Here is a 21124-nt window from a genome sequence, read left to right as displayed (position 1 = left end):
CTACCGAAACCTCTGGAAAACCTCTACTTTGCCGGTGCGGGAGCAGGCGGCGGTATCCCCAGATCTGCCGCCGGTGGCAAAGTATGCGTATCCGACCACTGCCGTTGCGCGCTCCGAACTCGTTCGCTGCGAGCTTCCCAAATCCCGACGGCGTAGTCATAGTGCTCCAGTACCGGCCGCAACGCATACGCACGATTCGAGCGATACCAAGCCTGCTCATACAGATCACGCAACAGCGAATAGGCGTCGATGTAATCCTGTATCCGTCCATTGACACCGTTGATGTCGGACAGCTCCCGGCTCACATCCATTCGCTGCTTCTTATCCTTGGTGTTCTGCATCGCATAAGCCCGTTGATAACCCTCTGCGATCTCCTCGGCGAGCTGAAACTTCAGTCCGATGAAGTCCATCCGCCGCGCTCCCAACTCCAGCGCATCGATAGCCGCAGTCTCCCGCAACGTCGTTGGCGCGGTCGGATAAGAATCCGCAGGGTCATAAACCTTAGGCCCGTTCGAGACCGCTGGCGGTGCCGGTGCAGCCGCCCTCGCCTGCGCGATCAAAGTCAAAGCGCGCTCAGCATGCAGTCGCAACTCATGAGCATAGGGAAGAACCTGCGCTCCAATTCTCAAACCATCCTTCGACATCGGATCAAGCCAGAAGATGCTGTTCGTTCCATCACCCTCCTTCGCCTGATCCTTCAGCACCGAATGAGCCAGCATCATCTCCTTCTGCGCCTCATTCAGATCACCCGTCGAGTCGCCATGAAATACCTGCGCATACGAGTCCTCAAAATCCAGAGTCGACGACTCCCCCTTCTGCCACGCCGCCGCCGCGCCAAACAAGATCCCGTACCAATCCTGATTGAACAGCCCCTCCCCATCATCGTTCCAGATAGTGTTGAGCTGCCCCGTCGAACCCAACCGCTGTCCATCGGCAGTGAAGCGCTGAATATTTGCAAGAGCATTGTTATTGTTCGGATAGACCTTCCGAAAATTATTAACACTCGGTGCAACCCACGTCTCAAACCCAGCGTTCGTAAACGGCGTCAGAAAGCGGTCATACCCACGAGCCTCCGGGTTGTAGACCCATGCCACAGCAATCGTAGAATCCTTAAACGACTGCGGCAGGTCCTTCAATAAATCAGGCGAGTCCTGTGCGATATCCCCCCAAAAAAGCAGCTTCCGATTCAAAGGCTTCAGCGCCGTCACAATCTTCTGCAGAAAATCAAGATAAACCGGCGCAAGCCCCCTCGCATCCACATCGGTCTTCGTCTGCCCAAGCCCAAGATCCACCGTCTCATCTGCGCCAATATGTAGAAACGGCCCCGGATACAGCGCCGCAAGCTCCGTAAACATCTGCGTGATCAGCGCAATCGACCCCGGCTGTCCCGGTGCAAGCACCGCCCCATGCGGAGTCTCCGCCAGCGTCTGGTACTGCTCCCACGCCAGATTATGGTGCAGGTGCCCAAACGCCTCCTGCTCCGGAATAATCGTGATGTGATAAAGCCGCGCATAAGCAACTAACTCCGCAGCCTCCGAAGCAGTCACACTCCCCGGCGGCGCCATCAGCGGATTCGAAGCATACTGCTGCGTATGTTCGAAGTACGGCGAATATATATTGACCTTGTAAGCCGCCAGCGTACGCATCAACTTCTTCTGAAACTCCAGCGTCGTAATCGGCCCACGCGACATATCGTCATCCAGCCCCCGATACTTCATCGCCGGCCAGTCCCGAATATTCGCAGCATGCAACACAGCGCGGTCGCCGTTCCCATCGATCAACTGCTTCACCGTCTGCGCTCCATAAAACACCCCTTCCGCAGTCGCCCCCACCACCGTCATCGAAGTTGAGGTCGTCGAGATCGTATATCCCTCAGCCTTCATCTCATCGCTGAACTTCGTGTCGGGATGAGTACTCAACCGTGTCAACTCAATCGGAAACCCAGCAGCCGCTGCCGCCGCAATCCCCCGCGCCTGTAAAGTCGCCGCAAGGTCATCCGCCGCAAACTGGTCCTCCGCAGAACAAGGCGACGCACACACGATGCGCACACCATGCGTCAGCCGCTGATCTCCGGTCGCGTGTACCTCCCGCGGAATGGGAATCAGTTTCAGCTGCGATTGTGCAGAGGCAAGGGATGCAAAGGAGGCGAACAGGGCAAGACCGGCCAAAAGGGAGCCGAGACGATAAGAGGACATGCCAATAACGGTAAATCACTTCTCCAGGCTCTGCAGCAACCAACAAAGTTCAGCCGTAGTCACTCAGATTTCAAAATTCACACAGCGTTAACAAATGAAAAGTGTTTTCTCCGTGAATAACGCACAAATTATTCCTCTGTTCACACGACTTTGTGAGCATGAGTCAAAGAGCAAAAGGAAGAAAGTCGGAGAGGCTAGTAGGGCTGACCTGTTTTCTTGATGTCCTTGTGCCTTTTCACATTTCTGCGAGGTTCCATGACGAAGCAACTACGAGCGACTATGGCAGCGATATTGGTTATCAGTTCAATATCGCTTCAGGCGCAAACGAGCACCGCCCCAAAGAAGGCGACCGTTCACAAAAAGGCACCCGCCGAGAGCCCGGTAGAGCGGCAGATTCGGGAGCTGCGCGAGCAGATGGCGAGCCAGCAGGCTCAGATCGACGCTCTCAAACAACAGAATGCAGATAAGGATGCAAAACTCGCGGCGGCTCAGCAGTCCGCGCAGGACGCCCAGACCGCTGCAGCCACCGCCTCGGCCAAGGCCGATAGCCTCAGCTCCAACCTCTCGGCCAACACTGAAGCCGTCTCGAACCTGAACAGCACCGTGACCGACCTCAAAACCACCAATGTCGGCCTGGCCCAGACCATCAGCGACACGAAGAAGACCATCTCCGACGAGCTCGAGTCGCCCTTGGCAATTCACTACAAGGGTGTCCAGATCACGCCGGTTGCCTTCTTCGCGGGTGAAATGGTCTACCGTCAACGCGCGATGAACGCGGATGTAAACACCCCGTTCAACGCCACCCCCTACCCGGGAGCGGCCCAGGCCAACACCAGCGAGCTTAACTTCTCCGGTCGTCAGAGCCGCATCGGAGCCCTCTTCGTCGGGAACCCTGGCCCATTCAAGCTCTCCGGCTACGTCGAAGCTGACTTCCTCGGCGCGGGTGCATCGAGCAACGAAAACCAGAGCAACAGCTACGTTCTTCGTCAGCGTCAGATCTTTGGTCAGGCCGCTCTCAATAACGGATTCACTGTAACCGGCGGTCAGATGTGGTCGCTCGTAACAGAAACCAAGAAGAGCACAGACAATCGCACAGAAAATCTGCCACAGGTCATCGACGCTCAGTACGTTGTCGGTTTCAGCTGGGAGCGTCAGCCTGGCATCCGTTTCCAACAGAAGATCGGTGGATTCACCGGTGCGGTATCAGTCGAAGAAGCTGAGATCATCTACTCGGCCACCAACGCAAACAACAACTTCTTCATCGGCAACGCCGGTGCGGGCGGCGGTCTCTACAATCTCACCGCGAACTACTCCAACAACGTCGCACCCGACGTCATCGCCAAAGCCACCTACGACGCCAAGTTCGGCCACTTTGAAATCGGCGGTGTCTCTCGCTGGTTCCGCGATCGCTACTATCCCAACCAGACGCTGGCAACTCCGTCGGCTACTGGCGGCACCAATAACACCAAGGTCGGCGGTGGCTTCTTCGTGAACGCTCGCGCGCCAATCACCAAGTTCGCGGACGTAGGCGTCCACGTCCTCGGTGGCACCGGTGTAGGCCGCTACGGCACCTCCACTCTGCCAGACGTTACGGTTCACCCCGACGGTACGCTCGAGCCGATCAAGAATCTTCAAGGGCTTGCTTCGGTCGAACTGCATCCGCTGCCGAAGCTTGATCTGGTCGGCTACTGGGGCGAAGAGTACGCGCAGCGTACAACCTACCTCAGCACCATCGGTGCAGATGCCGGTAAGCTCGTAGGCTACGCTCCGATCACCAGCACCAACGCGGGTTGCAACACTGAGACCCTTCCGACCACCCCGACCTCCGGTCTGGGCAGCATCGGTGTCTCAGGCAATCCTCCATACAGCCCTGGAACTCCAGCGAACTGCCTTGGCGCAACTAAGTATCTTTATGAGGCGACCGCAGGATTCACCTACCGCTTCTACACCAGCCCCAAGTACGGCCGTCTCCAGTACCAGATGCAGTACAGCTACCTCAGCCGTCAGGCTTGGGCAGGTGTAACCAGCGCAGCCGGTGCAGCGACGACCACCTTCGGTGGGCCGCACGCGACCAACAACATGGTCTTCACCAGCTTCCGTTACTACCTCCCGTAGTAGCTATGGCTTCACAACAAAAGGCACCCTTCGGGGTGCCTTTTGTCTGTTTGAAATGGCATTTGTTCGAGGTGCGGCTGAATCTTTGATACGCTTCCTATGCTGGCGTTCTTCAGGTGCTGGCCAGATTGAAGAGGTGTTGAGAATGATTCTGGATGCAAACAGGCTTTTCCCTGCGGAAACTGCGGCACGCTCAGTCGCCGTCAGATTGTATGAGACAGTACGGGATCTGCCCATCATCTCGCCCCACGGCCACACCGACCCGCGATGGTTCGCCCAGAACGAAGCATTTCCAAACCCCACCGCGCTCCTCATTCAGCCCGACCATTACATCTTCCGCATGCTCTACTCCCAGGGAATCTCACTGGAGTCATTGGGAATCCCTTCAGTCGATGGCAAAGCCAACGCCGATCCCCGCGAGGTCTGGCGCATCTTCGCAAAGAGCTACTACCTGTTTCGCGGTACACCAACCCGCCTCTGGCTGGACTACACGTTCGAGAACCAGTTCGGTCTCACCCAACGGCTCAGCGTCGAAAACGCCGACGAGTACTATGACCTGATCGCGAAAAAACTTGAGACCCCCGAGTTTCGTCCGCGCGCTCTCTTCGAAAAATTCAACATCGAAGTCCTCTCCACCACCGACACTCCGCTCGACACGCTCGAGTTTCACAAAGCCATCCAACAGTCCGGATGGAAGGGCAGGGTACTGCCAACATTCCGTCCCGACTCCGTGATCGATGCCGAGTACTCCGGCTTCCTCCAGAACATCGAAAAGCTGGGAGAGATCACGGGCGAAGACATCGGCACCTGGAAGGGCTATCTGAACGCCCTCAGGAGCCGCCGTGCCTTCTTCAAGTCCATGGGGGCCACCGCCACCGATCACGGCCACCTGACCGCCATGACAGCCGATCTGGACCTAGAGACAGCAGCCTCGCTCTACGGCCGCATCCTCTCGGGCCGCTCCGTTCCGCAGGAGCAGGAGATCTTCCAGGCCCAGATGCTCACTGAGATGGCTGGCATGAGCGTCGAAGACGGCCTCACCATGCAGCTCCACCCAGGTTCGGTGCGCAACCATAATCGTCTCGTCTACGAAAAATTTGGCCGCGACAAGGGCGCCGATATGCCCTCGCCAACTGAATACGTCCGAGCCATGCGACCTCTCCTCAGCAAATACGGAAATGACTCGCGCCTGACCCTGATCCTCTTCACCCTCGACGAGACAGCCTTCTCCCGAGAGCTGGCTCCTCTCGCAGGCCACTATCCCGCTCTCAAACTCGGTCCGCCCTGGTGGTTCCACGACTCACCCGAGGGCATGATGCGTTTCCGCGAGCAGGCCACCGAGACCGCCGGCTTCTACAACACAGTCGGCTTCAATGACGACACCCGCGCCTTCCTCTCCATCCCGTCCCGTCACGACGTAGCCCGCCGAATCGACTGCGCCTTCCTGGGCCGCCTCGTAGCCGAACATCGTCTGGACGAAAACGAAGCCTTCGAAGTAGTCCAGGACCTGACGGTAAACCTGGTCAAAAAGGCCTACAAGCTCTAACCAGGACCCAACCACCGTAAACCAAGGTCAGCCATCGCACACATTCAGCCATAGTCACACATTGGTATGGGTGGCCCATCCTTTGTGGTCTCATCGCAAAGGGTGGGTTATCGAGCGAAGCGAGACCGCATTCAGATTTAACCGGGCCGCCAACCAATGCCTTTGCTTTGGTTGTCACTCCCGAAGGGAATCTGCGTTTGCGTCTTACCTCTTGAGGAGAGTCCCCTGACGACATCATCACCGTCCACCACCTCTTCCCAGCCGCTAACCATCACCGCGAAGCCCCTCCCTCTTTGAGTTGTCATCCTGAGCGCAGCGAAGGATCCCTGTATTCGTGTCCTCGCCCAGACATACGTCGACTAGCAGAACTCACCACCCGCAAACCCATCCAACAAAGTGGTCCGTCCAAAAAAATAGTTCAAAAAGCTGTCACTTTTTTCGGTGCCCAATTTAGGACGTTTCAATGACCACATTCACCACACATCGCACCACGATTTCACCACCAAAACACCACAAAAAAGACACGTCTTTTTCCAAAACCCCCTCGAAAAACCCAGCAAAATCAAAAAAAATCAACCTCAAGCCTCCAGATATTTTTCTGCACTTTTTAGTCTTCAGAACTCACGCAAACAGATCAAACCTCCTGCAACCTCTGTTCGCCGAAGAGTAAGATCAAAAGCCATGAGTCTCTTTTTTGCTGCTGGAAGCGCGACAACAGAGATGTCGCCCACAGAAGTGCGGTCGAACCTGTTCCAGGCGCTGGACAAGCTAGGTAAGCGCCAAAAAGTACTGGCAGTTCCTCCCGATTTCACCCGAATGCACTCCCAAAGCGGCGTCCTGACCGAACTCGCCTGGCAGTACTACGGCCAAAATCTCACCGACATTCTGCCCGCCCTGGGCACTCACAAAGCCATGACAGACAACGAGATTGCGACCATGTACGGCGCAACTCCACGCTCCCTCTTTCGCGTTCACGACTGGCGCAACGACGTCGTGACCTTAGGAGAAGTTCCCGGCGAATTCATGTACAAGGTGAGCGAAGGCAAACTCGACTACACCTGGCCCGCACAGGTGAATAAGCTCGTGCGCGACGGTGGCCACGATCTCATTCTCTCGATAGGCCAGGTCGTTCCACATGAAGTTGTCGGTATGGCCAACTACAACAAGAACATCTTCATCGGCACAGGCGGCTCAATTGGCATCCACCGCAGCCACTTCCTCGGCGCAGTCTACGGCATGGAGCGCATGATGGGCCGCGCCGACACACCCGTGAGGCGCGTATTGAACTACGCAAGCGAGCACTTCGCGAAGAACCTGCCGATCGTTTACGTCCAGACGGTGGTGGGCAAGAATGCTGAAGGAAACCTTGTAATTCGCGGCCTTTATGTCGGCGACGATGCAGAGTGTTTTGAACTGGCAGCAGCGCTCAGCCTCAAGGTGAACTTCAAAATGATGGACCGCGAGATCAAGAAAGCAGTAGTTTTCCTCGATCCCCACGAGTTCAAGAGCACCTGGTTAGGAAACAAGAGCGTCTATCGAACTCGCATGGCTCTCGCAGACAACGCCGAGTTGATCGTCCTCGCCCCCGGCGTCCACGAGTTTGGCGAAGACGCCGCCATCGACGCACTAATCCGTAAGTATGGCTACTGCGGAACCCCACGAACCCTGGCGGCAGTGAAGGAAGACCCTCAACTAGCAGGCAATTTAAGCGCAGCAGCCCACCTCATCCACGGTTCAAGCGAAGGCCGATTCACCATCCGCTACTGCCCCGGCCATCTCACCCGCAAAGAGATAGAAGACGCCAACTTCGAATATGGCGACCTCGCAACGATGACCGCGAAGTACAACCCCGCCACCCTCACCGACGGCTGGAACACCGTAGACGGCGACGAGATCTTCTACATCTCCAATCCAGGCCTAGGCCTCTGGGCCTACCGAGGTCGATTCCTCGACTAACCCAAATTAATCAATTTGCCCGTTAAACCTTTAATCGGTATGCTAAGACGGTTACCGAATTGGTTAGACCAATTGAGTTTGGGAAGGGTATTGCAATGAGTGAGGGATTGAAGCTTCCCAGGTTCTCGCTTGGCGTTGGCGATAGATTTGCGCACCAGGCTAAGGCTCAACTGGCGGCGTGTGTCTTGGCCGCCGATGCAGGAGTGGAGGTTGTTCCGGTCTGGAATAAATCCAACCGTGAGCACATGATTATTGGCTCTGAACCGAGCCAGACACGTAAGGCTGCGGATGCGGCGGTGAAGAATCTTGGGTGGTCAAAGCCATACTTCCTGGACGCAGACCATATTAATGTTAAGACCGTCGGAAAATTCTTGAATTCATGTGATTTTTTTACGTTGGATGTAGCCGATTCGATCGGACAAGCCGCAGCCCCTTCTGATGTTGCAACATTCGTGCAGCGACATCCAGAACTGGTTGGTACGGTTGTGATTCCACATATCGCTCAGCCGTTCAAGACGGATAAGGCGTTTATTGAGCGTGTCGCTAACAAGTTCCTTGCTGCAGTGCAGCACGCAGGTGTCATCTACCGGCTTTTGGTAGAGAAGAAGGGAGCCGGTACTTTTGTGCCGGAGGTTTCTATGGACGAGACCGACTTGCCACAGACACCGGTAGAGCTGCTGATAATTCTCGCCGCTATCGCAGACGAGAAAATCCCCATCCAAACCATCGCTCCGAAGTTCACTGGTCGGTTCAATAAAGGGGTCGACTATGTGGGTGATGTAGCCCAATTTCGTAAGGAATTTGAGGAGGACTTGGCTGCGATTGCATTCGCCGTGAAGACCTATGGGCTCGCGGAAAATTTAAAGCTGAGTGTGCATTCAGGTTCAGATAAGTTTTCTATTTATAGGGCGATCCATGAAGCGGTGACGGCGTTAGATGCAGGTGTTCATTTAAAGACAGCTGGTACGACTTGGCTTGAAGAGTTGATCGGGCTGGCGGAGGCGGGAGGGGCAGGACTGGTGATCGCGAAGGAGATATACGTTGAGGCGTACGCGCACAGTGGGGAGCTATGTGCGCCTTATGCGACGGTGATTGACATCGACCCGGCGAAGCTACCGACTCCTGACGAGGTAAAGGGCTGGACGAGCGAGCAGTATACTTCGGCGCTGCGGCATGATCAGAGTAACAAGGCATATAACCAGAACCTCCGGCAGTTGTTGCATGTCGGCTTCAAGGTGGCGGCGAAGATGGGAGATCGATACCTGCAGGCGCTGGAGGCCAATGAAGAGGTTGTGGCACGGAATGTGACGACTAACCTGTTTGAGCGACATATCAAACCTGTCTTCCTCGGACTCTGACGATAGCATTGGTCGTGCTTCAATGCCTTTACTCGCGATCTGTGACTGAGAGGATGTTGCTGGATGATAGTTGTGCTGATGGGAGTAAGCGGCTCGGGCAAGACGACCATCGGGGCGTTGTTGGCTGAGCGGATTGGCTGCGTGTTCGCTGACGCTGATGACTATCATCCTTTGGCGAACAAGCAGAAGATGGCTTCGGGACAACCGCTAAATGACCAGGATCGTCAGCCTTGGCTGGAGGAGTTGAACCGGCTGTTGCTGGGTTGGTTCGAGGCAGGGAAGAGTGGCATTTTGGCGTGTTCGGCGTTGAAGGCGAGTTATCGAGATACGTTGCGCGCCGGAATGCCGATTGGTGCTGTAAGCTTTGTTGTGCTGGAAGGGACGAAGGAGATGCTTGCGGCTCGGTTGTCTGAGCGCCATCATGAGTTTATGAGTGCGAAGCTGTTGGAGAGTCAGCTTGCGACGCTGGAGATTCCGAAGGATGCTTTGCAGATCGTGAACGATCGATCTCCGGAAGAGGTTGTCAGTCAGATTCTGGCGCAGATTTCATCGGGCAAGAGTTGAGTTCGAAAGATTTTGGATAAGAAAGAGGACGTTTCGATGGGGCATCCGTTGTTCGATTTGAGCGGCAAGTCGGCTGTTGTGGTGGGGGGGACGTCTGGTATTGGTTTGGCGATGGCGATTGGACTGGCGGAGGCGGGTGCCGATGTCGTGGCCAGTTCGCGTCGGTCGGAGCAGGTGGATGAGGCGGCGAAGGCGATCGAGGCGACGGGACGCAGATCGTTGCGGTTGACCTCGGATGTTGCGGACCGTGCAACGCTGCAGGCGCTGCTGGATGGGACGGTGAAGCAGTTCGGCAAGGTCGATATTCTGATCAACTGCGCGGGCAAGATTAAGCGCGAGCCGACTCTCACGGTCTCAGAGGAGACCTGGGACGGCATCATGGACACGAACGTGACCGGAACGCTGCGGGCCTGCCAGATCTTCGGCAAGCACATGCTGGAGCGCGGCTACGGCCGGATTATCAACATCGCGTCACTGAATACGTTCGTGAGCCTGAAGGAGGTCACGGCGTATGCGGCTAGTAAAGCGGCCGTTGGAGCTCTGACTAAGTCTCTCGCGGTGGAGTGGAGCTCTCAGGGCGTCACGGTGAATGCGATTGCGCCTGGGGTCTTTCGGACTGCCCTTAATCAGAAGCTGCTGGACGAGAGTGATCGCGGTAGGGAGCTGCTGATGCGAACGCCGATGGGCCGCTTCGGAAAGACCGCAGAGTTGGTTGGTTCGGCGATCTACCTGGCCAGCGATGCGTCTGCCTTTGTTACAGGTGAGATTCTGGTCGTAGATGGCGGATTTTTGGCTAGCGGCGTCAATCAGTAGACGGCCTGTCGGCTATTCCTCTCTTCTTTCTTGTGCCGCTACGTGCCCGGGTGCCACCCCTCCCCCCCCATTGTCTGGTGTAAGTCTTTTATTTTAATTAACTTGCGGTGTGGATACCCTTGTAAAAATGTCATTCTAAAGGGTTTACGGCCAAATATGTGCAGCATAACGAGTTAGCTGCATATCCCTGAGCTGAAAACGAAAACCTCGCCAACTTAGGCGAGGCTTTTTTTGAGCTTACCTCAAGTATAGTCCTGTGGATAGAACAAATGCGCCACGTGGATGTTACTGGTTGGTAAGGGTTTAGGCCGTTCAGGGGCTTGACATGTATTTTCTCGGCTAAATCGCAAAAAAATAGTCTGGCAGCAGTAAAAATTGAGTCGATTGTGCCGCTGCTGTGCGATTTTCGATGCCTCTGGGTGAAAGGGTTTTATGCTCCAACTCCCATCAGCAACCCCTTCATTCCGCGTGAGATGGTTTTGGAATCCAGCTCGCCGAGCAAGGCTGATTGAACGATGAATCCGAGGAAGAACGATAGAAGAGCTTTGGCTAAATCATCTGGCTTTCCCTGAGATTTGAGCTGACCGCGCTTCTGCCACTGTCGAACGACCAGCCTCAGGGCTGCTCTGTAGTTCACCTGAAAGCCGGAGATCAGCTCCTTGGCCTGCTGATTGGTCTGGGCTTCGCTCCAACACATCAGGATCACGACGTTCAGGTCAATCTCCGATCGCCTGGTGTGCTTCTCCATGGCAGACGTTATCTCGTGGATGAATTCGAGCGGAGGGGAGGACTCTGGTGTGGTCAGGATCGGCAGCAATAATTCCCGCAGGGTAGCCATATAGGTGGAGATGGCTGCGAGAATCAACTTGTCCTTGCTCTCGAAGTAGAGATAGACCGCGCCGGCGGATAGCTCCGCTTCCCGAATGATCTCTTCCATGGAGGTGGCGTGAATGCCTTTGCGAAAAAAACACCTCCAGGCAGCCGCCAGAATCTGGTCGCGGCGGGCCTGGCGCTGTTTGTCAGAGATTTTTGGCAACTTTTCCCTCCTCAACAAATCTATTATAAAAGAAGGAACATTCTTTTTATATAGGAGTTTGAAAACATGAAGACCGACGTATTAATTGCAGGAGCGGGCCCCGTCGGATTAACTATGGCAATCGAACTTGCCCGATACGGTGTTTCGGTACGGATTATCGACAAGGCACCGGCACGGACCGACAAATCCAAGGCACTCGTCATCTGGAGTCGGACGCTTGAGCTTCTCGAACGGGCCGGCTGCAGTGCCGCTCTCGTCGAAGCCGGATACAGAGTTTCTTCGGTGAATATCTCGGCGGATAAGAAGCCGATTGCACGCTTCAGTCTGGAGGGTGTCGAGACAGCATACCCCTATGCGCTTATGATTCCGCAGAGCGATACCGAACGCGTGCTGGATGAGTTTCTGAATACCCTCGGCGTAAAGGTTGAGCGCAGCGTCGAACTGACGCAGTTCGTTACTTCCTCGACGAACGTTGTCTCTACTCTTCGACATGCGGATGGTACTCAGGAGGCCGTCGAGACGTCGTGGTTGATCGGCTGCGATGGCGCCCATAGTTTTGTTCGCCATCAATTGGGGATGGAGTTTCATGGAGAGACTTCGCTGATTAACTGGGTGCTTGCCGACATCCACCTGGAGGGGATACCACGGTCTCCAGAGATTAAAATCGCCTGGCACTCCGACGGTGTACTGGCCACCTTCCCAATCGCCGACGATCGTTACCGGATTATTGCCGATGCTGGAGACGTGGTGGAGGGCGAATCACATCCCGCGGCACCCACACTCGAAGAGATCCAGGCTATTCTCGACACGCGCTTTCCTGGCGCTCCGCGAGCGACTCATCCGGTTTGGCTGTCGTCGTTCACGATCAATGAGCGCAAGGTAAAGGAGTATCGTGCAGGTCGCGTCTTTCTGGCAGGAGATGCGGCGCATGTTCACAGCCCTGCCGGCGGACAGGGGATGAATACCGGGATACAGGATGCCTGCAATCTCGCATGGAAGCTCGCCATGGTCGTCCGTGGTACAGGCGGCGAAAGCCTGCTTGAGAGCTATAGCGCGGAACGTAGCCCAATTGCTGAGGAAGTCCTGAAGATCACGGGGCGGGCCACAAGCATAGCTACTTTAACCGGGGACATGCCACAGTCGATTCGAAATCACGTTGCCTCGCTGGTCCTCGGGCTTGCACCGGTTCGCAAACTTGCTGCGAATGTGGTGTCGGAGATCTCCATCGGTTATGCGCATAGTCCACTCAACGGCGCCAATGGCCATGTAGAACCGACTCCGGGCCAGCGTGCGCCGATACGCGCAGGCGAGCCTCTTGTAGGCGCAGGGAAGACCCCGCGCTTCGTCCTGTTCGGGAGATCTGATGACATGGCAACAGATCTGTTGGAGCGTTATGCGGGGCTGGTCGAACCGAAGATTCGCGAGCCGTATACCTCTGGCGGACTTTGGCTCATCCGGCCGGACGGATATGTCGCTCTGGCTGTGGCGAGCGGAGACTGGAAAGCGGTTGAGAGCTATCTCGGTCGCGTCAGCTAGTTGCAACTCATTGCTACGAATGGAGTGTTTCGGGCTAATGCGGTACTCGACTGAAGTGCCGCCTGCTCGGTTTTCTTCGGACGTTAGAGAGCGCCAACTCAGCCTCTGACGTAAGTTAGGTACTTTAGCCCGACGATGCGAATGGGCACAGGTGACTTTAGGTCTTCCATAGGTAATAGGAATCTGCTTAATGTCGCAACAAATTGCAACGTCCTGCAGGGTGTGGAAATATTACGGAGCAATGAGAGCCCTTTAGCTGCTGAAGACTTGGCAGAGCAATTGCATAGTAGTGGTGCGTATCTGGAGATTTCCTATGCGCTGCTTGCGTTTTGTTGTCGCTGCCTTGGTTTTGGTCGTCTGTCCGGTGGTCGCTCACGCTGATTTCGTCGACACGTTTGCCGTGAATATCATGGTAGGCTCGGGTTTTACGCCAACCGATACCGCTGGGGGAACAGTCTCCCTGAACGTGACTACAGGAAAGTGGGTTGGCGCTGATGTCTCGTATTACCTCGGTGGGAATCCTGCGGATGTAGTTGCGACGTTTACGAAGCTGGATGGCAACTACCCACACTCAGACTTTACGTATACATTTTTTCTTTCGGACCAGAGCTCGACGGCACCGTTTTCGCTGGCGTTGCCTGTAACCAGCCTGGTCGACTACACGGGTGGGAGTATCTGCTCGGCGACTGCGCCGTGTAACGACGGGTTCAGCTATATGAGCGGGTTCGCCTTCCCCAAAGTCGACCCGTATGTTGAATCCGGCTCGCTGACGCTGATCAGCTCGGTGGACCCGCCAAGCGCGGTTACTCCTGAACCTTCTACCTTCGCTTTGTTCGGTACCGGTTTGTTGAGTCTTGCAGGAGTGCTGAGACGCAGGCTCGGCCGCTAAATCAGGATTGGTGGCAGAAGTTTATTCCACATGAGCCTGATGGCTCGCGTGTGCGGGCAAGAGGGCTGATGTCAGCGCGCTGTGGATTCAGGGACGCGTTTTGGCCTGCGTGTGCTTGCCGGTGAGCAGCCACGGATAGAGGACAGCGAGATTTGGCGGGACGATCGTGAGGAAGAGAAGGACGATTCCGACGATCTCGGAGATGTGGAGCATGTCCCTGCTCTGCAGATAGTAGGTTAGACAGGCCAGGGCGACGATGGTCAGGCAGATGACGGTGCGTGCAACGCCCTTTGCCCAGGGTTTGTCATCATTGGGAAGCATGTTAGTCCGCCTTTCGCCACGCTGATGGCGAATTATCGTTTAAGCCTTCTCCCGTCAGCTACGGCGGGCAGAGGCTCGTGCGATTAAGACGGCAGTGTAAGCCGCGCCGAAGCCATTGTCTATATTTACTACGGTGACGTTGGGGGAACATGAGTTAAGCATTCCCAAAAGAGCGGCGGCGCCGTCAAAACTGGCTCCGTAGCCGACCGAGGTGGGGACCGCGATGACGGGGACGCCGACGAGACCGCCGACTACTGACGGGAGGGCGCCCTCCATTCCGGCGCAGACGATGATGACGTTCGCGTTGGTGAGTTGATCGCGGACGTCGAGGAGACGGTGGAGGCCAGCGACACCTACGTCGAAGAGGCGCGTGACTTTTGTGTTGAAGAGCTCGGCGGTGACGGCTGCCTCTTCGGCGATGGGCTGATCGCTGGTGCCGGCGCTGAGGATTGCGATGTGGCCGGTGGGCTCTGTTGCGGTGGATTGCTTCAATGTGATGGCGCGGGCCTTCGGGTGGTAGATGGCTGCGGGGATGGCGGCGACGACCATGGAGGCGGTCGGCGCATCGGCGCGGGTTGCGAGGACGTCGGTGCCGGAGGCTGCCATTCGGGTGAAGATTTCGGTGGTCTGCTCTGGGGATTTTCCCTGAGCGTAGATGACTTCGGGGAGGCCGGTCCGAAGGGAGCGATGGTGGTCGATGCGGGCGTGGCCGATGTCCTCGTAGGGCATGTCGGCGAGTCGCTGGGAGGCGGCTGCTGGGGTGATGGTTCCGGATTGGACGGCGGCGAGGAGTTCGAGGAGAGTGGCTTTGTTCATGAATGTTGCTTGGACTTTCGTGGCGTTCAAAAGAATACTATTCGCTTCGCGAATGCCCACATATGGGGCACCCGGCTGGGGTGATGGTTTCGGACTGGGTTCAAAGAGAAATACCGGGGGTTTTTCCATTACGCGGTTCACGATGAGGCTGTGAACCGCTTCGGTCGAGATGACGATATTTGTGGTCGGACTAATGATTGGTAGTGGTTCCTTTGATTGTTAGCGGTTCTTTCGCGGTGCATTGGCGGGTGCTTGTGGTGTTTTTGTGGTCATTTGATGGTCTGTTCGTGGTTCTTCGTAGCACTCGGAACAACTGGGTTCGACGCGGATGTCGCTCCCTCTTTTTCTTATCCGAGCCACTTTGGATTTTGTGCTGTACCGTCGTAGTGTGAAGTGGTTTTGAAGAGTTCGTACTTACCTTCGGCGGCGGCGGTGGCGGTGCGTGCGAGGAGTGCGGTGATCTGGGCCTGGTCGAGAGGCTTGAAGGTGCGTGCGGCTTCGACGGCCTGATCGAGGATTTGGGTGTTATCGATGCCGGTGATGACGACCGAGACCGGTTGAGTGAGGCCGTAGTGAAGGGCTTCGATGGGTTGGACGGTATTGCTTTTGAGAATGTAAGGATCGCCGAAGGTCTTCATGGCGAGGACGCCGATGCCTTGTTTGAGCGCGACGGGCATGACTTCTTTTTCGAAGGAGCGGAAGTGTGCGTCCATGACGTTGATCGGCATCTGAACGGTGTCGAAGTGAAAGCTGTGTTTTTGCGCGACCTCGAGCATGCGAAGGTGGACGGCGGGATCTTTGTGGCCGGTAAATCCGATGTAGCGAATTTTGCCGGCTTTTTTCGCGGCGATGGCGGCTTCGATGGCACCGCCGGGAGCGAAGATGCGGTCGGGGTCTTCGAAGCGGATGATCTCGTGGAACTGGACGAGGTCGATCATGTCGGTTTGGAGGCGGCCGAGGGATTGCTCAAGCTGTCTGTTGTATTCGTCGGCGGTGCGTCCGTCCATTTTGGTCATGAGGAAGACTTTTTGGCGGTAGCCGTTGCGCAGGGCCTGTCCCATGCGGACTTCTGAGATGCCGTCGTTGTAGTCCCAGCAGTTGTCGAGGAAGGTGATGCCGCGGTCGATGCCGGCGTGGATGAGTTGGATGCTCTCGGCGGATTCCTTCTGTCTGCCTATGTGGTGGCCTCCCATGCCGATTGCGGAGACTCGTTCGCCTGTGGTGCCTAGTTCGCGGTAGAGCATATCGGGTGATTCGGGCCGCTTGACCGGCGTTGCGGCTGGCTGGCCTGTTTGCGCGATTGTTGGGATGGCTACGCTTACGCTGGCTGCTGTTGCGGTCTTGAGAAAGTCTCTTCGCTCCATGCGCTTACTCCTGATTTGTTGGCTCTATGCCTATTCCTTAGATGCAATCCGTGGTTTGTGGATGGGTAGTCAGATGGTGGATGAGCTATTTGAAGTAGGCCACGATGGCAGCTTGTTGCACCAGCTTGAGAGGCACGTTGTGTTTGGTCGCTGCAGCGCGGCAATCTTCGAACTCGGGTGCGACGTTGCACTCTTGTCCGTCGCGAGTGCCGATTTTGACGCGAATCTCTCCGTAGGCCGTTGTGACGTGCGCATGGTGGCGGTCGAGACAGACGCGGTTGTCCTGACGGACGCGAACGCCGAGGGTACTGGTCTCGCGGAGGACCAACTGCTCCATTGCGTTTTGTTCCGCGGGATTGCAGATGATCGTCAGCAGCGTGCCGGGACGGCCTTTTTTCATGATGACGGGAGTGAGCATGACGTCGAGTGCTCCTAAGGCTAGCGCTCGCTCAGAGACATAGGCGAGGATCTGTGGGGAGAGATCGTCGAGAGCTGTTTCGAGCACGGTGACGGTTTGCGCGGTGTGATGGTGATGAGCCTCGCTCTTTTTGTGAGAGTGAGGGATTGGCGGTGCAGGGAGAGCTGGGTGGTCGGCAGTTTCGCCGATGCTAAGGCGCAAGACGTTAGGAAAGTTTTTGGGGTTGCGAGTGCCGGCGCCGTAACCGATTTGCTCGACGCGCATGGAGGGCTGTGGGCCGAAGGTGGCGGCGAGGGTGCGGATGATTGCTGCGCCGGTTGGGGTGACGAGTTCTTTTTCGATGTGTGCGGAGTAGGTGGGAAGGCCGCGGAGGAGGTCTGCGGTGGCGGGTGCGGGGACAGGGAAGCGGCCGTGGGCGCAGTCGACCATACCGCCGCCGATGTTGAGGGGGGAGCAAAACCACTTGTCGACGGCGAGAGCGTGAATGCCGGCGGATGCGGCGACGATGTCGACGATGGCGTCGACTGCACCCACTTCGTGGAAGTGAATTTTTTCGATGGGGACGTTGTGGATTTTTGCTTCGGATGCGCCAAGGAGTTCAAATGCCTGGATCGCCGTGTGTTTTACAGCTGGCGCCAGAGAGGCTGCGTTGATGAGGTCGCGAATGACGTTGAGGGAGCGACCATGTTCGTGTTCGTGATTATGGGTGTGGCCTGCTTTGTGCTGATGCTGTGTCTTGGGTTGATGCTGATAGATGTGGCTGTGTTGGTGAGTGTGATCGTCTTTGTCGGCGTGACTGTGTGCTGGACTTTTCTCGGCTAGCTTCGCGCCATCGTAGACCTGAATTTTTGTGGAGGAGATTCCGCTGCGGTCGACCTTTTCGATCGTGAGGGTCGCGTTGAGATTGAGAGCGGCGATTGCATCGTGGAGGATCTTTGGATCTACTCCCGCGTCGATGAGTGCTCCGAGGAACATATCGCCGCTGATGCCGGCAAAGCAGTCGAGGTAAGCGATGCGCATGAGTGCCATTGTTTCATGTTCCGGTGGATGGTTTAGGGCGCGGGGCGGATGGAGGAGGCTGCGAGGAGAGAGTCGTTCATGGAGCCGGAGCGGTAGCCTTCGGTATCGAGGGTTACGTAGAGGAAGCCTAGAGGCTTGATAGCAGCGGTGATGGCTTCGAAGATGGGCAGAGTGAGAGCGCGAGGAAGGTCGTCGCGGGATATTTCGATTCGCGCGAGGTCGCCGTGGTGGCGAACGCGGACTTGAGGAAAGCCGAGTGCGTGGAGGGCCTCTTCTGCTTGCTCGACTTGTGTGAGGTGGTCGCGTGTGACGGGGCGGCCGTACTCGATGCGAGAGGCGAGACAGGCGCTGGCGGGTTTGTCCCAAAGCTTGAGGCCGGCCTGGAGGGCGAGCGTGCGAATCTCTTGTTTGGTGAGGCCGGCGGCGACGAGCGGGGCGACGGCGTGGTGTTGCGTTGCGGCTTGTTGACCGGGGCGAAACTCGGCGCGGTCGTCGAGGTTCATACCGTAGGCGATGTGAGCGAAACCGCGTGAGGAGCGCTCGGCTTCCATTTGGGTGAAGAGCTCATCTTTGCAGTGGAAGCAGCGGTTGGCGTCATTGCGCTGGTAGTCAGGGTTGTCGAGCTCGTCGGTGTGGAGGATCTGGACGGGGATGTTGTGGTCGGTCGTGAAAGCCAGGGCTGCGGCGAGTTCGGCGCGAGGGAGGGAAGGGGAGTCGGCGATGATGGCTTGCATGTTGTTGCCGAGAGCGAGATGAGCAGCGTACGCAAGGTAGGCGGAGTCGGTGCCGCCGGAGTATGCGACCAGAACACTGCCGAGATCTTGCAGCGTGGCGTGCAGCTTGGCGGCTTTGGCGGCTAGATCCATCTGCTTTGATTGTAGAGCAGGTGGGTTTGCCGGAGTATGCAACATAAGCCGCTCTCTCTTTCGTCTCACGGAGAAGTATAGTGATTTGGTTTGATGAAGCTTATGATCGGAGCTAATGTTGATCGGGTTCGCAACTGTAACCTTCTGACAGCATCCAAAGGCACATGAAATACACACTGCTTCCTGGTCGACCTTTTCCGCTTGGCGCCACGGTGACTCGCAAGGGGACGAACTTCGCCATCTTTTCGGAAGGTGCCACTCGGGTTGACCTGTGCCTCTTTGATGCAGAAGGAAAGCAGACCGATTGTGTGAGCCTGCGTGAGCGCACCGCATACGTATGGCATGGCCTTGTTCGTGACATCAAAGCCGGACAGCTGTATGGCTACCGTGTTTATGGAGCGTGGGAGCCCGCGCGTGGCTCCCGCTTCAATCCGAATAAGCTGCTTGTTGATCCCTATGCCGAAGCCATCTGCGGCCATGTGGACTGGAAGAGCCCGATCTTCCCGTATGACGTTGCCTCCGGCGACGATTTAAAGATGGATGACCAGGATAGCGCGGCGGGCGTTCCGAAGTGCGTTGTGGTGGATAGCAGATTCGATTGGGAGGGTGACTGTCCGCCAGAGACGCCGCTCGCTGACTCGGTTATCTATGAAGTTCATGTCAAAGGGTTCAGTATTCGTAATCCGCAGATTCCTGAGAAGCTTCGCGGCACTTATGCTGGCCTTGCCTGTGAGTCAAGTATTCACTACTTTAAAAAACTTGGTGTTACCGCAGTCGAATTGTTGCCTGTCCACCACTTTATTGACGAGGGTCACCTTGTTGAAAGTGGGCTCGTTGATTATTGGGGATACAACACGTTGGGTTACTTTGCTCCGATGTCGCGCTATAGCTCGTGCGGTGATACCGGTGGCCAGGTTAATGAATTCAAGAAGATGGTAAAGGCGTTTCATGCCGCAGGAATTGAAGTGATTCTCGATGTGGTTTACAACCACACCTGCGAAGGCGATCAGATGGGACCAATGTTGAGCTGGAAAGGTGTTTGTAACAGTACGTATTACAGATTAAAAGAGGACAATCCTCGCTATTACATGGACTATACCGGGACCGGCAATACGCTGAACGTGCGGAATCCGCAGGTGCTTAAGATGCTGATGGATTCGCTCCGCTACTGGGTTACGGAGATGCATGTAGATGGATTTCGCTTCGATCTTGCGGCAACGCTTGCTCGGGAACTTCATGACGTGAGCCGGCTTTCGTCTTTTTTCGATACGATTCACCAAGACCCGACCATAGCGAACGTGAAGCTGATTGCCGAGCCCTGGGATGTCGGCGAAGGTGGATACCAGGTGGGGCAGTTTCCTGTGCTATGGGCCGAGTGGAATGGAAAGTACCGCGATACTGTTCGTCGATTCTGGAAGGGCGATGCGGGACAGCTCTCGGATTTCGCCAATCGACTTACGGGTTCGAGTGATCTTTACCAATATGACGGGCGCAAGCCTTATGCCAGCATCAACTTCGTTACAGCTCACGACGGCTTTACGCTTTGCGATCTGGTTAGCTATAACTCAAAACATAATGAGGCTAATGGGGAGGACAACAGAGACGGTTCGGATAGCAACGATTCCTGGAACATGGGAGTGGAAGGGCCAACGGATGATGAGGGGATCAACATTTTGCGAGAGCGGCAGACCCGCAACTTTCTCGCTACTCTCATGTTTTCGCAGGGAGTGCCCATGCTGAATGGCGGCGATGAGATCGCCCGGTCACAACGTGGCAACAACAATTGCTATTGCCAGGATAATGAATTGACCTGGCACGACTGGGATTTGGATGAGCCTCGCAAGCGACTGAGGGATTTCACCAGCAAGCTCGTTCATCTTCGCCTTGCGCATCCGAACCTGCATCGCCGCAAATTCTTTCAGGATCGGGAGATTCGTAGAAGGGGGGAGAGCACGATTATTCAGGACATTGCGTGGTTCAACCCGGATGGAAATCAAGTCCCAGATGAGGTATGGAACGCCGGATGGAGTCGCTCGATCGCGGTATTGCTCAATGGGCAGACTCTGCAGGTTACCGATGAGGATGGAAAGGATGTCATCGACGATAGCTTCTTCCTCGTTGTTAATGCCTCTCAGGATGGTGTTGAGTTTGTGCTTCCGCCGTCACCTTCAAAGAACCCATGGTGTCAGGTGATCAACACGGAAGATATCGATGACCCCTTCATGGAAGAGAAGGTTGGCGATAAGGTCATCGTGGGTGGGCGAGGCCTGAAGCTGTTCAGCGATGCGCCTCGCAAACGACAGTGAAAGCT

At 56.1% G+C, this 21124-nt stretch carries 16 protein-coding genes; 9 read left to right on the top strand and 7 right to left on the bottom strand.

The window, feature by feature from the left end; translation table 11 throughout:
• Nucleotides 1-23: 23 nt before the first annotated feature.
• Nucleotides 24-2195 (bottom strand): glycoside hydrolase family 20 zincin-like fold domain-containing protein, encoded by a 2172-nt coding sequence (locus RBB82_RS01165; protein WP_433973287.1) that lies wholly within the window; start codon nt 2193-2195, stop codon nt 24-26.
• A gap of 279 nt (nt 2196-2474) precedes the next feature.
• Between RBB82_RS01165 and RBB82_RS01160 the strand changes: the two genes are divergently transcribed.
• From RBB82_RS01160 to RBB82_RS01135, 6 genes are all read left to right on the top strand, one after another.
• The gene (locus RBB82_RS01160; protein WP_433973286.1) at nt 2475-4310 is read left to right on the top strand and encodes a hypothetical protein; all 1836 of its coding nucleotides are present in this window, start codon (nt 2475-2477) and stop codon (nt 4308-4310) included.
• Nucleotides 4311-4455: 145 nt separating this feature from the next.
• On the top strand, nt 4456-5856 hold the full coding sequence (gene uxaC, locus RBB82_RS01155; protein WP_433973285.1) for a glucuronate isomerase: 1401 nt from the start codon (nt 4456-4458) through the stop codon (nt 5854-5856).
• Between the two features lie 681 nt (nt 5857-6537).
• Nucleotides 6538-7812, top strand: coding sequence for a lactate racemase domain-containing protein (locus RBB82_RS01150; protein ID WP_433973284.1), 1275 nt, complete (start codon nt 6538-6540; stop codon nt 7810-7812).
• 95 nt (nt 7813-7907) lie between these two features.
• Entirely contained in the window at nt 7908-9170 is a 1263-nt protein-coding gene (locus RBB82_RS01145; protein WP_433973283.1) for a tagaturonate epimerase family protein, read from the top strand.
• A gap of 63 nt (nt 9171-9233) precedes the next feature.
• The gene (locus tag RBB82_RS01140; RefSeq protein ID WP_433973282.1) at nt 9234-9734 is read left to right on the top strand and encodes a gluconokinase; all 501 of its coding nucleotides are present in this window, start codon (nt 9234-9236) and stop codon (nt 9732-9734) included.
• A 36-nt stretch (nt 9735-9770) separates the two neighbouring features.
• Entirely contained in the window at nt 9771-10547 is a 777-nt protein-coding gene (locus RBB82_RS01135; protein ID WP_433973281.1) for an SDR family NAD(P)-dependent oxidoreductase, read from the top strand.
• A 430-nt stretch (nt 10548-10977) separates the two neighbouring features.
• Here the strand turns inward: RBB82_RS01135 and RBB82_RS01130 are convergent, their stop codons facing one another.
• Nucleotides 10978-11583, bottom strand: coding sequence for a TetR/AcrR family transcriptional regulator (locus RBB82_RS01130; RefSeq protein ID WP_433973280.1), 606 nt, complete (start codon nt 11581-11583; stop codon nt 10978-10980).
• Between the two features lie 66 nt (nt 11584-11649).
• On the opposite strand from RBB82_RS01130, the gene RBB82_RS01125 reads away from it, so the two are divergent.
• Both RBB82_RS01125 and RBB82_RS01120 read left to right on the top strand, forming a co-directional pair.
• Nucleotides 11650-13119, top strand: coding sequence for an FAD-dependent monooxygenase (locus tag RBB82_RS01125; protein ID WP_433973279.1), 1470 nt, complete (start codon nt 11650-11652; stop codon nt 13117-13119).
• 313 nt (nt 13120-13432) lie between these two features.
• Complete coding sequence (locus tag RBB82_RS01120) at nt 13433-14008, top strand: PEP-CTERM sorting domain-containing protein (protein ID WP_433973278.1); 576 nt, start codon at nt 13433-13435, stop codon at nt 14006-14008.
• A gap of 87 nt (nt 14009-14095) precedes the next feature.
• On the opposite strand, the gene RBB82_RS01115 is transcribed toward RBB82_RS01120, so the two are convergent.
• From RBB82_RS01115 to larE, 5 genes are all read right to left on the bottom strand, one after another.
• Nucleotides 14096-14329 carry a hypothetical protein gene (locus RBB82_RS01115; protein ID WP_433973277.1) on the bottom strand — a complete coding sequence of 78 codons (234 nt, stop codon included), beginning with the start codon at nt 14327-14329 and terminating at the stop codon, nt 14096-14098.
• Between the two features lie 54 nt (nt 14330-14383).
• Nucleotides 14384-15145 carry a nickel pincer cofactor biosynthesis protein LarB gene (gene larB, locus RBB82_RS01110; RefSeq protein ID WP_433973276.1) on the bottom strand — a complete coding sequence of 254 codons (762 nt, stop codon included), beginning with the start codon at nt 15143-15145 and terminating at the stop codon, nt 14384-14386.
• A 347-nt stretch (nt 15146-15492) separates the two neighbouring features.
• Nucleotides 15493-16509, bottom strand: coding sequence for an aldo/keto reductase (locus RBB82_RS01105; RefSeq protein WP_433973275.1), 1017 nt, complete (start codon nt 16507-16509; stop codon nt 15493-15495).
• Between the two features lie 85 nt (nt 16510-16594).
• Nucleotides 16595-17956, bottom strand: a complete 1362-nt coding sequence (gene larC, locus RBB82_RS01100; protein ID WP_433973274.1) for a nickel pincer cofactor biosynthesis protein LarC — start codon at nt 17954-17956, stop codon at nt 16595-16597.
• Between the two features lie 23 nt (nt 17957-17979).
• Complete coding sequence (larE, locus tag RBB82_RS01095) at nt 17980-18858, bottom strand: ATP-dependent sacrificial sulfur transferase LarE (RefSeq protein ID WP_433973273.1); 879 nt, start codon at nt 18856-18858, stop codon at nt 17980-17982.
• 119 nt (nt 18859-18977) lie between these two features.
• On the opposite strand from larE, the gene glgX reads away from it, so the two are divergent.
• On the top strand, nt 18978-21119 hold the full coding sequence (glgX, locus tag RBB82_RS01090; RefSeq protein ID WP_433973272.1) for a glycogen debranching protein GlgX: 2142 nt from the start codon (nt 18978-18980) through the stop codon (nt 21117-21119).
• Nucleotides 21120-21124: the final 5 nt, after the last annotated feature.

This window comes from Tunturiibacter lichenicola (assembly GCF_051013355.1).
In the GTDB taxonomy this organism is placed as follows: domain Bacteria; phylum Acidobacteriota; class Terriglobia; order Terriglobales; family Acidobacteriaceae; genus Edaphobacter; species Edaphobacter lichenicola_F.
This window is presented reverse-complemented; position numbering and strand designations above follow the sequence as displayed.